We start from the raw sequence: 12,731 nt of genomic DNA, 5'->3' as shown, positions 1-12,731 counted from the left end.
AAAAAAGAAAGCGGAAGTATTCATTCCTGAATATTCCCGCCTCTTTTATATTTTATCCTAATATAACTACAACAATTTTCCTACGAAGATATATTATAGGTTTTCTATATCAGAAGATTGAAGACCCGTGTATTTGATAATTGTATCAATGGATATTCCGTCCTCCCTCATCTTTCGAGCAATTTCAATTTGCTTCTTTTGCTCTCCTTTCTCCATCCCTTTCTCCATTCCTTCCTTTATTCCTTCTCTTATCCCTTCCTTTAGCCCTTCTTTCATCCCTTCTTCAGCCGCTTTTCTCCGCATCTCTTCGTTTTTACGCCGTTCATCCTCCTCTACGATTTGATTGACTCTATATCGATCTAATGCCTTATCATAAGCGATACGATTTTCTTCCGAAAGATCGGCAACTGCTGCCAATCTCGCCAGATGTTCAAACACTTGTTCTTTCAAAGCATCCGGCATTCTATTCCAATTGCTCATATTCTTCAGTGCATAAATCAATTTATCATATAATGTATGGCAGTCCGACAAGTCCTTTGTAAAATAAGGAAATTGCAAATAAATCTGCCGGAGATGCAGATTTACAATCTTCCCAGTATCACGGCCGGAAAGAACCGTATCCGTACGGAATTTAGCCTCCAAATTTTCCTTACGGATTTATATAGTTCATATCTAATTTACGAGGCAAAAAGAACCCCTTTATACAATTAGGATTACGCACACATATCTGAATATGATTCTTTTCTCTAAACCCTGCGTCTGGATAGAGTTCAACACCTTCCCAAAATACACCTTTCACTGAATCAAATTCTCTTCCTGATACTTCTCTGTTAATCTGATGTGCCGTTTCAATAACTGCACAATCCAATCTGCGCAATAGCTTATCTTCAGATATTCCTATTGTAGAATTTGTAGGAAGAGAAATCCCTGTTACACGACATGTTTCCACAAGTACATTATAAGATTCCTTCAATTCACCTAAATACAATGAATCTGTCAAGTCCATGCAGTATCCCAAATCAATAATAGCACCAATTACAGCTGGGCATTTAACAGATGAATGAGCTCTACCCATCATATCATTTGCATATTGCAATGCACGAAGCTCGTTGTTTTCCCAAAAATAGATTCCATGTCCCAGCCAATCATAATCATTAGTACTTGCAATTAGATCATCTTTACCTTCAATTATCTTATTTGCAATTGATTGATCACAACCATGAAAGCCAACAACAAGATTAGAACGACGTGAGTATAATGTTTCTTTCATCTATAAATTTTGGTAAGTTCACCTGATTTAGAGACTATTCCAGCTTTTTTTAGAAAAGATTGGGCATTCCTTTTATTAGCTGTAATTTTCTTCACTACCTCAACTCTAAGTTCTTCCCGAGTTTTTATTTTCTTTGTAGCAGTCATTATATACCTCCTTTCTTGTACAAAGATAACTATTTAAATCCATAAACATAAAAAACAATCCCAAACTTTACGGATTTATAGCCTTTTATAGTAAGCCGTCTCCCTTTCAATTCCTCCAAACAAACAAGAGAAATGTTCTATTTTTCAGATTAAGAAAGAAAACAAAACTATTGAAGATGGGAATCCGGAATTAAAAGCATCCATATTATCACATATATATGCATATTACTGCCACAATACAGCATATATTTTCAGATAATATGCGTTTTCTTTAAAGAAATAAATGATTTTCCTCGGTGAGCAATAAGCCATTCCTCGGTGAGGAACACATCCTTCCTCACCGAGAAAGCCTTCCATACTCACCGACCAAGTTATAAAAGCCCTTGGAAAAGCCCGTTTATAGGCTAGTTCATCATCACATGCGCACCAAAAAAGAATGATAAAACAAACTACATACGGGCAAACAACAAGCATATAGATAGCAATACAGAGGAATTATTTATTTTTAGACAGGAATTATCCAGGATAACAAACAATCCTACATTCTTTCATCCAAAATGCAGAGCGTTTTTTCCTTCACCACAAACAAGTGACTGATATATTAAAAACAGAAAGAATAGAATATACCCTTTTTCAGATCAGCACATTTCTAATCCCATCCTTTCAACAACCATACTCTTTCAGCGTCTGCATCAACTTCGCGCCATTGATCGGCTTCACCAGATAATCATCACAACCGGCTTTCAACGCAGCTACCCGGTCAGCATCAAAGGCATGAGCAGTCAGGGCGATAATTGGAATTTCAGCATTGAACTTCCGGATCTCCGAGGTTGCAGTACGTCCGTCCATAACAGGCATCTTCATATCCATCAGTACCAAATCCACCGGTTGGGTACGGACAATCTCAACTGCCTCCAGTCCATTCGGTGCGTGTAACAACTGGCATTTGTTTTTCAAGATAGAAGATACCAAAAAGAAGTTACTTTGTATATCTTCAACGACCAGTACTCTTTTAGGTACTTTTTTTGTTTCTTCGGAGTCAAGAATATTTTCTTTATTCGCATCCTTCTCATTGTTCCGACGTGAAGAAGTCGGTTCGCTGTTAACCGATTCGAACTGGCATGGCAAAACCGCCCAAAATAAAGACCCTTTATCAAATTCTGACTCAAAGCCTATCTCTCCTCTGCAAGCCTCAACAATGGCTTTACAAATGGACAATCCCAATCCGGTTCCCTGTGCAAATTCATCCAGTTTCTCAAAACGATGAAATACTTTATCTTTTTTATCCTCCGGTATGCCGATACCTGTATCGCGAACGTAAAGACGAATATTTTCGTCTATCTTCTCATACCCCATTTCAATAGTTCCTTTGGAGGTATATTTGATAGCATTAGTTACAAAGTTAGTGAGAATCTGCGCTAACCGGTTTTTATCCAAACGAACGGTACAAGTTTCATAAGGATTCACGGGAACTAACCGAACCTGCGGATTTACTACACGACGATGCATCGAAGCAGCTAATTCGTTGAAATAAACAGCCAAATCAAAATTTTCGTATTTCAGTTCTACCGAGCCGGCTTCTATTTTCGAAAGATCCAGTATGTCGTTAATCAGCTTCAAAAGCAACTCATTGTTGGCATTGATAATCTGAATAAATTCTTCTTTTTCTTCTTGATCTTCCGTCACCATCAATAAGTCGGAAAAACCAACGATAGCATTTAACGGTGTACGAATTTCATGGCTCATATTTGCCAGAAAGGCGGATTTCAACTTATCGGATTGTTCAGCGCGGCTCCTTGCCTTTTCAAGTTCACCAATCATGTGCTGCCGCTCGGTAACATCATCTACACGAATCACGACACCGTCAACATCTCCCTGTTCATTAAATATGGGAGTAGCAAAGACTTCTATGACATGCTTGTTATCCAGATTAAACAAGATAGACTCTACCTGACCGGATTTCCGGGCACGTTGCATCACACAATTCTCACAAGGAGTGGTGCGATTATGGGCTGTCAGATAGCAAGGTTCTCCTTTTTTGTAAGCCTCATAAGAAAGGCTTTTACTACAAAGCGAGATATTCTCCCATTGTACGATATAGTCGTTCGCAATATATGCCAATCCCGAATTAATATTGTTCAATACCAATTCATTCTGACGAATCAAATGGATCATTCTTTGTTCGCTCTCAAGAAGTTCTTTTTTCGAACGCACAACCTCTTCGTAAAGATTATCATATTTGTTTTGCCACAAAACACGTTCGGTGATATCTTGAGTTATCACCATATAATTGGTAATTTCAGACTTATCATTATGTACAAAAGAAACGGTAATCTCGAAGAATTTTATACCGGACAGATTAGTAGGAAAAAGACGGCACAAGTCATCAAAATCATATTTTGCCATGAAACGCACTGTTTCTCCTTTTCTGATCTGTTCCTTGATTTCATCAGAGAAACTGGTGTAGTTGAATAGATTATAGCCCAAAATATCCTTTTTGTCTTTTATCCCCATTGATCTCAACCGTGAATAATTGACATCTATCATGAAACCGTCCTTATCATACAATTCCAAGCCTACAGACAAGTCATTAAAGATATTATGCAATAAGTTATCAGCTATCCCATTTACCAAAGTCTGTTCCATGCAGCAAAATTTGTATAGTATTACAATATTGATTGTTTATCCAAGCAAAGTTACTTTAATATTTTGTTACATAGAAAGAAAGAGGCCTTTTAGCCTCTTTCAGTATCTTTATTTCGCATTTTGGTATAAGAAGCCTTCTGCTTTCGCTAATGTTTCCGGTTTGCCTATATCAATCAGATGCAACTTTTCTGTCAAGTAACCACCATAGTTTACTTGCCGGCAAGTGGCAAGATAGAAATCCATGATAGAGAATTTTCCATCCCATGAGGGAGAGGTCATCCATTGAAAAATGGCGGGCGAAAGTACATGGATGCCACTGAATGCATATTCTTGATAAAGGGAAGAATCATACTGAAAACCTTCCGGTTTCACTTGTTCCGTATCCTTGTTTATCCATCCGCAAAGTCTCTTATCTGTATCAAAAAGAAGATAGCGGGAGGTTTTACGTTGGCTGGCCAGTAAAGTGGCAACAGCACCGCTTCGTAAATGGTAGTCATATAATTCTTTCAGATTCACGTCTGAAAGAATATCGACATTGTGTATCAGGAAAGGCTCATCGGAGTTTTCAAAGAAAGAACGGGCTTTCTTAATTCCCCCACCGGTGTCGAGCAACAGATCGCGTTCATCGGAAATATGTATGATAAGCCCAAAATTCTCATTGGCTTCTAAGAAATCAAGTATTTGTTCGCCAAAATGATGGATATTAATCACTATTTCTGTGAATCCGGCAGCTTTCAGTTTTAAGATCACATGTTCCAACATCGGATGTCCGGCTATGGGAACCAAAGCCTTCGGCATGGTATCGGTGAGCGGCTTCAGCCGGCTACCCAAACCGGCTGCAAATATCATTGCTTTCATTCTTTCGGTTACTTTCTTCTTTAATATTTACTCTTCTTAGATTGTTGCCTCAAACGTATGTTCGATATTCTGTTCCCGATGCACCAGTTCGACTTTCACACCAAATTTCTGATTCAGGTGCTCTGCCAGATGCTGGGCAGAATAAACAGAACGATGCTGTCCGCCGGTGCAACCGAAGCAGACGGACAAATTGCTGAATCCGCGTTCCATATAACGTTGCACGGAGGCATCCACCAAAGCATAGACATGATCGAGGAAACGGAGTATTTCTCCATCTTCTTCCAAGAAAGTGATTACAGGTTCATCCAGTCCGGTGAAAGGTTTGTAACGCTCATACTTACCGGGATTATTCACGGCGCGACAGTCGAATACATAACCTCCTCCATTGCCGGTAGAGTCATCAGGAATTCCTTTCTTATAGGCAAAACTCATTACTTTGACGGTTAACTGCCGCTTTTTCAGATCGTCCGTAAATTGTTTCAGTCCGGTAAGCTCTCGCAAAACGTTACAGAGATACGGATATTCCGGATATTCTTCTTTCAACAATTCACGCAGGTTTTCGATGGCATAAGGAACACTTTGGATAAAATGCGGTTTCTTTTCAAAGTAACCACGGAAACCATAAGCTCCCAACACTTGCAGCGTACGGAAAAGGACAAAGTGACGAAGCTGGCTATAAAAATAGGATTCGTCAATCGGTTGGTATTTGCGAAGAGCTTCCATATACTCTTGCAGCAGTTCTTTACGAAGACTATCGGGATATTTCGCTTTCGCTTGCCACAGGAAAGAGGCTATGTCATAATAGAACGGGCCTTTGCGTCCGCCCTGAAAGTCGATAAACCACGGTTCGCCGTCTTTTATCATCACATTACGGCTCTGAAAATCACGATACATGAAAGTAGCGGAAGAACTGCGAAGCAAGACATCGCTCATTTTCTGGAAATCATCTTCCAGTTTATCCTCCTGAAACTCCATACCGGTAGCTTTCAGGAAGCAATATTTAAAGTAATTCAAATCCCACAAAATGGAACGTTGATTGAACTCCGGTTGAGGATAACAACGGGAAAAATCAAATCCATCGGCCCCGGCAAACTGAATAGCAGGAAGCAGACGAATCGTTTTGCGGAGCAACTCTTTCTCCTCTTCTGAAAAGACACTGGTAGCACGTCCTTTCTCTATGGCATGAAACAATAGAGCATCTCCCAAATCTTCCTGCAAATAATAGGTTTTATCTTCCGAGACAATGCGAACTTCGGGAACAGGCAGACCGCACTTACGGAAGTGCCCCGCCATATAAAGAAATGCTTCATTCTCATCTATTGAAGCCCCGTAGACTCCAATCAACGGCTGAATACCCGTCAACCGAAAATAACGACGGTTGGAACCGGAAGACGGTAATTCTGTTATGTTTTCAGCGGGAACGCCCGTATATGACTGATAAAGTTTCTGTAGTTCTTCAGTAATCATAGTCGTATATTTTCGAGCAAAGATAGAGAATCTAGTTAAATAATACTATCTTCCCGCTGATAAAAACCGCCTACTTTACCTAATCTGCTGTGTACAGGCCTTTACTTCCAATAAGCCGGTTATTTAAAATAGTTGTTGGAATGGCTCCCTATGAATATAAGATGAAGAATTAGCAAATCTCATTGTATTCAAAGATTTTCAGTGCAGAGATTAAAGATTTTCAGTACAGAAATTTATAATAGTTTATGCAGTCGAGTAGTCATCTCTTTATAAGGTGACGATAGTCATTTTGTAAAGTGACAAATAGCACCCTATAAGATGACTATTATCCCATTACAAGGGGACAAACTATTCTTAAAAGGTCGGAAAGCTTTAAAGATACAAAATTAAATAGAGAAAAGCAAGTAAATACCACTCTCTTACTTGAAGGAATGCAAAATAAGTTTGCTTTTCAACCAATATTCATCCGAATGTATTATCTTTGTTTTAGTTTAACTGACCTAATCTCATGAGAAGAAAGACCTTTTTACTACTATGCATCGCATTTATCACACTGTTTATCGGCGTTTCCCCTCTTCAAGCCGGTCATTATTACTATAAGCAAATCTCACTAAAAGATGGCCTTCCTTCCACCGTGAGATGTATTTTAACGGACAAACAAGGTTTTGTATGGATTGGAACCCGCTCCGGACTGGGACGATATGACGGACATGAACTTAAAAAGTATGTCCATCAGTCAAACAACCCTCATTCCATTCCTCACAATTTAATCTACCAGCTGATAGAAGATGTACAAAACAATATATGGATTCTGACAGATAAGGGAGTGGCACGTTATCAGCGGCAAAGCGATGACTTTCTTATACCGACTGATGAAACAGGAAATAATATCATCGCCCATTCCGTCTGCCTGACTGATGATGGAGTGTTATTCGGTTCGAAAAATAAAATCTTTTTCTATAATTATCAGGATGCCACTTTCCGCCTCCTGCAAACGTTTGACCTAGAGCCCAATTATAATGTGACTCTGCTAAGTCTATGGGATAAACGAACATTACTTTGTTGTAGTCGCTGGCAAGGACTACTCCTGCTTGACCTGAATACCGGAAAATGCCGCCGTCCTCCTTTCGATTGCGGAAAGGAAATAATGAACGTACTCATAGACTCACAAAAAAGAATCTGGGTAGCCCCTTACAACGGAGGGCTGAACTGCCTGACACACGACGGTAAACTACTGGCTACATATACTACCCACAACTCTTCTCTAAGTAACAATGTTGTACTAAGTCTCGCCGAACGGGAAGGAGAAATCTGGATTGGAACAGACGGAGGAGGCATTAATATTCTCGACCCGGAAACCGGACATTTTTCTCTGCTGGAACATGTGCCCGGAAGTGACAACTATTCACTTCCCGCCAACTCTATCTTATGCCTATACAACGACTACAACAACAATATATGGGCAGGCAGCATCCGCAACGGACTAATCAGCATCCGGGAAGTTTCCATGAAAACATATACAGACGTACCACCCGGCAACGACCGGGGACTTAGCAACAATACCGTTCTAAGTCTTTTCCAGGAATCTCAAGATCAAATCTGGGTAGGCACGGACGGAGGAGGTATCAACAACTTTAATCCGCTCACAGAGAAATTTACTCATTATCCCTCAACCTGGGAAGACAAAGTTGCCTCTATCTGTCAGTTTACTCCCGGTAAATTATTAATTTCTATTTTCTCACAAGGAGTATTTATTTTCAATCCGGCAACTGGAGAAAAACAACCTTTCACCATTGTCGACGCTGAAACAACAGCACTCTTATGCAATCGAGGCAAGGCTGTAAATCTACTCCGGAACACTCATCACAGCATTCTGTTCCTTGGAGAACATATCTATATATATGATTTGAATACACGTACTTTCAGTACCGCTATAGAACAGGAAGAACAAGATATTATCGGTGCTCTCCTGCCAATCGGCAATTATAGGAACACCACTTATCTAAATGATACGAAGCACATATATGAACTGGACAACCATACAAACCGGCTGAAAGCCCTATACAGATGCTGGAAAGACACGACCATCAACTCCGTTTCAAGAGACGAAGAGGGAAACTTCTGGATTGGGAACAATTACGGATTGGTACACTACAATCCCGCCACCAAAATACAGACTCCGATCCCGACCTCTCTATTTAGTGAAATCACTTTGATCGTATGCGACCAGCAAGGAAAAGTATGGATAGGAGCTGACAGCATGCTTTTCGCTTGGCTTATCAAAGAAAAAAAGTTCGTTCTATTCGGCGAATCAGACGGCGTAATCCAGAACGAATATCTTTCCAAACCCCGCCTGTTAAGTATGCAGGGAGACGTCTATATGGGTGGAGTAAAAGGTTTACTGCACATTAACTGCAAAATACCATTAACAACTTCTGAACTTCCCCAACTCCAATTATCCGATGTCATCATCAATGGAGAATCCGTGAATAACGAATTAACCAATCGACCAACAGGGATCTCCGCTCCCTGGAACAGTAATATCACTATCCGGATCATGTCGAAAGAGAAGGACATTTTCCGACAGAAAGTGTACAGATACCAGATAGAAGGGCTGAATGACCAGCAAATCGAATCGTACAATCCCGAACTGGCTATACGTTCACTTCCTCCGGGAAGTTATAAGATTATGGCTTCATGTACAGCTAAAGATGGCAGTTGGATTCCCAGTCAGGAAGTACTGGAACTAACCATTCTCCCTCCCTGGTATCGGACATGGTGGTTTATTCTTAGCTGTACCGTTCTTACTGCTGCCGCTATTATTGAAACTTTCCGAAGAACTCTAAAGCGTAAGGAAGAAAAACTGAAATGGGCAATGAAGGAACATGAACAACAGGTATATGAAGAAAAAGTACGTTTCCTTATTAATATCAGTCATGAGCTGCGCACACCTTTAACGCTCATACACGCACCGCTTAGCCGGATACTGAAATCGCTTTCTGCCGAAGATACACAATATTTACCTATAAAAGCAATCTATCGCCAGTCACAGCGAATGAAAAACCTTATTAATATGGTACTCGATGTACGCAAAATGGAGGTTGGGGAAAGTAAATTGCAGATACAGCCGTATGCTCTCAATCAATGGATTGAACATGTATCCCAAGATTTCGTCAGCGAAGGTGAAGCTAAAAACGTCCGTATCCGCTATCAGCTTGACCCACAGGTCAATACTGTAAGTTTCGATAAAGATAAGTGTGAGATTATTCTAAGCAATCTGCTTATCAATGCCTTGAAACACAGTCCACAAGATGCAGAAATAACAATTACATCGGAGTTGCTTTCCGAGAAAAATAGCGTACGTATCTCCATCATTGACCGGGGAAACGGATTGAAACAAGTAAATACACAAAAACTCTTCACCCGTTTCTATCAAGGTACAGGAGAGCAAAGCGGCACAGGTATCGGATTATCTTATTCCAGGATTCTGGTAGAACTACACGGAGGCTCCATCGGTGCACGGGATAATCAGGAAGCTGGTGCAACATTCTTCTTTGAACTACCCTTGAGACAACAATCGGAAGAGATCGTCTGTCAGCCGAAGGCATATCTGAACGAATTGATGAACGATGATAGCAAAGAACAGTTACCGGAGGAAAATACGTTCGATACGAGTCCTTACAGTATTCTAGTGGTGGATGACAATCCGGATTTGACGGATTTTCTGAAAAAGTCACTGGGAGAATATTTCAAACGGGTAGTGATTGCTTCCGATGGTGTGGAAGCCCTTCAACTGACCAGAAATCATGCTCCGGATATTATCGTCAGTGACGTGATGATGCCGAGAATGAATGGATATGAACTTTGCAAAAATATAAAGGAAGATATTACGATCAGTCACATTCCTATCATTCTGCTGACAGCAAGAGATGATAAACAAAGTCAGTTGAGTGGCTACAAGAACGGGGCGGACGCTTATCTGACTAAGCCCTTTGAGATAGAAATGCTAATGGAAATCATTCGCAACCGATTGAAAAACCGCGAATCTATCAAGAAAAGATATTTGAATACAGGATTAGTCCCTGCGCCGGAAGAGAGCACTTTCAGCCAGGCAGATGAAACATTTCTGCTGAAACTGAATAAAATTATTCAGGAACATCTGGATAGCAGCAATCTGGACGTCACTTTTATCTGCAAGGAGATAGGTATGAGCCGGGCTTCCCTTTACAATAAGCTAAAAGCTCTGACCGATATGGGAGCCAATGATTACATTAATAAATTCCGGATGGAGAAAGCGATCACATTAATCACCAGTACGGACATGTCGTTCACGGAAATTGCCGAGAAGGTCGGCTTCACTACTTCACGCTATTTCAGTACGGCTTTCAAACAATATACAGGAGAAACGCCAACTCAATATAAGGAGAAGAGAAAACAGGAACGGAAAAAAGAGTAATGAGCAGCTACCCGAAAAAACAAATATTCTTTAGGCACGGAATTCTAAGACCTGAGCAAATAATCCGTGCCTAAAAATTTTAATATACTGCAAGTTTCATTACTTACTCAACCATTGACTTTTTTATAGTCTTCCAGAAACTTCTTCAATCCCGAATCCGTCAACGGATGATTCAATAAACCCTTGATAGCACTCAACGGACAAGTAGCAACGTCCGCTCCCACTTCCACACATTCGATAATATGTTTCGTATTGCGGATAGAAGCAGCGAGCACTTGTGTCTTGTAATCATAGGTACGATACATACGTACAATATCTCCCACAAGCCCTACTCCATCTTCACAAATATCGTCCAGACGACCGACAAAAGGCGAAACATAGGTAGCTCCGGCTTTAGCTGCCAGTAATGCCTGTCCTACTGAAAAGACTAATGTACAGTTAGTACGGATTCCCTTTTCCGTGAAATGTTTGATCGCTTTAATGCCATCGGCAATACAGGGAACTTTTACTACAATATGCGGATTGAGCGCGGCAAGTTCTTCACCTTCACGAATCATTCCTTCATAATCGGTTGCTATCACTTCGGCACTGACATCTCCGTTGACAATCTTGCATATCTTGATATAATGTTCACGCTGATTCTGCGTTCCTTTGATACCTTCTTTCGCCATCAGCGAAGGGTTGGTAGTCACTCCGTCAAGTACTCCGAGGTCATAAGCCTCCTGAATTTGCTCCAAATTAGCTGTGTCAATAAAAAATTTCATACTCTTAATTTTTAATGGTTAACGATCTAATAGTCAAAGATAATAATTTATTTCCATTCATCTCTGATTATGCAATCGTTATTGACGAATCAAGATATACATCCTGAATAGTATTCAATAATTCCACCCCTTCGTTCATTGGTTTCTGGAACGCTTTACGTCCGCTAATCAATCCCATACCTCCTGCACGTTTGTTGACTACAGCTGTAATGACTGCATCACGCAAATCGGAAGAACCGTGAGATTCTCCACCGGAGTTAATCAAACCAACGCGTCCCATATAGCCGTTGGCTACCTGGTAGCGGCAAAGGTCAATCGGATGTTCGGAAGCAAGTTCGGTATACATACGCTCGTCGATCTTTCCGAAACCGATAGCTTTGAAGCCACCATTATTAGTCGGAAGTTTCTGTTTCACAATATCAGCTTTGATAGTCACTCCCAAACGGTCGGCCTGTCCTGTCAGGTCGGCGGCAGCATGATAATCGACAGCACCTTTCTTGAAATCATTATTGCGCAGGTAACACCAAAGAATGGTTGCCATCCCCAGTTCGTGAGCATATTCAAAAGCTTCGGCTATCTCCACGAGCTGACGGCGACTCTGTTCCGAACCGAAATAGATAGTGGCGCCTACCGCTACTGCTCCCATATTCCAGGCTTCTTTAACGGTACCAAACAATACTTGGTCGAAACTGTTAGGATAAGAAAGTAATTCATTGTGATTCAACTTAACGATAAAAGGTATTTTATGGGCATATTTACGTGCTACGGATCCAAGAATCCCAAAGGTAGAAGCTACTCCATTACAGCCTCCTTCAATAGCCAGTTTTACGATATTTTCCGGATCGAAATAGATCGGATTGGGGGCAAACGATGCTCCGGCAGTATGTTCGATGTCCTGATCGACAGGAAGTATAGACACATAACCGGTATTTGCCAGGCGGCCATGTCCCAACAACGTTTGCAGACTGTTCAATACTCTGATGCTCCGGTCCGAATCAATCCAGATTTTATCTATTGTATCGGGAGACGGAACATGAATCAATGATTTATCAATGGTTTCGCAAGTGTGGTCCAGGTAATAACAGGCCTTATCTCTTAATAATTCTACTACTTTACTCATAACT

7 protein-coding genes and 1 pseudogene are annotated in these 12,731 nt (G+C 40.7%); 1 reads left to right on the top strand and 7 read right to left on the bottom strand.

Annotation, left to right across the window (positions count from 1 at the left end):
* Window positions 1–93: 93 nt before the first annotated feature.
* From AB5217_RS14050 to AB5217_RS14030, 5 genes and pseudogenes are all read right to left on the bottom strand, one after another.
* Window positions 94–654 (bottom strand): annotated as a pseudogene (locus AB5217_RS14050) (PD-(D/E)XK nuclease family transposase); the annotation flags it as partial.
* Window positions 650–1,270 (bottom strand): hypothetical protein, encoded by a 621-nt coding sequence (locus AB5217_RS14045; protein ID WP_004300816.1) that lies wholly within the window; start codon window positions 1,268–1,270, stop codon window positions 650–652. The pseudogene AB5217_RS14050 and the gene AB5217_RS14045, both read right to left, overlap by 5 nt.
* Window positions 1,271–2,079: 809 nt before the next feature.
* Window positions 2,080–4,062, bottom strand: coding sequence for a response regulator (locus tag AB5217_RS14040; protein WP_032844761.1), 1,983 nt, complete (start codon window positions 4,060–4,062; stop codon window positions 2,080–2,082).
* A gap of 108 nt (window positions 4,063–4,170) precedes the next feature.
* Window positions 4,171–4,920, bottom strand: a complete 750-nt coding sequence (locus AB5217_RS14035; protein ID WP_004300821.1) for a nucleotidyltransferase family protein — start codon at window positions 4,918–4,920, stop codon at window positions 4,171–4,173.
* A 36-nt stretch (window positions 4,921–4,956) separates the two neighbouring features.
* Window positions 4,957–6,387 carry a phosphotransferase gene (locus tag AB5217_RS14030; protein ID WP_008999842.1) on the bottom strand — a complete coding sequence of 477 codons (1,431 nt, stop codon included), beginning with the start codon at window positions 6,385–6,387 and terminating at the stop codon, window positions 4,957–4,959.
* A 508-nt stretch (window positions 6,388–6,895) separates the two neighbouring features.
* Here AB5217_RS14030 and AB5217_RS14025 point away from each other — a divergent pair.
* Window positions 6,896–10,843 carry a two-component regulator propeller domain-containing protein gene (locus AB5217_RS14025; protein WP_008999841.1) on the top strand — a complete coding sequence of 1,316 codons (3,948 nt, stop codon included), beginning with the start codon at window positions 6,896–6,898 and terminating at the stop codon, window positions 10,841–10,843.
* Between the two features lie 107 nt (window positions 10,844–10,950).
* Here the strand turns inward: AB5217_RS14025 and fsa are convergent, their stop codons facing one another.
* Window positions 10,951–11,607 (bottom strand): fructose-6-phosphate aldolase, encoded by a 657-nt coding sequence (gene fsa, locus AB5217_RS14020; RefSeq protein ID WP_004300824.1) that lies wholly within the window; start codon window positions 11,605–11,607, stop codon window positions 10,951–10,953.
* A 67-nt stretch (window positions 11,608–11,674) separates the two neighbouring features.
* Window positions 11,675–12,727: a class I fructose-bisphosphate aldolase gene (locus tag AB5217_RS14015; RefSeq protein WP_004300825.1), complete on the bottom strand. Its 1,053-nt coding sequence runs from the start codon at window positions 12,725–12,727 to the stop codon at window positions 11,675–11,677.
* Between the last annotated feature and the right edge of the window lie 4 nt (window positions 12,728–12,731).

Origin of the sequence: Bacteroides sp. MSSM.1001136sp1_RTP21357st2_D2_RTP21359_211015 (assembly GCF_040913205.1) — a bacterium.
In the GTDB taxonomy this organism is placed as follows: domain Bacteria; phylum Bacteroidota; class Bacteroidia; order Bacteroidales; family Bacteroidaceae; genus Bacteroides; species Bacteroides ovatus.
This window is presented reverse-complemented; position numbering and strand designations above follow the sequence as displayed.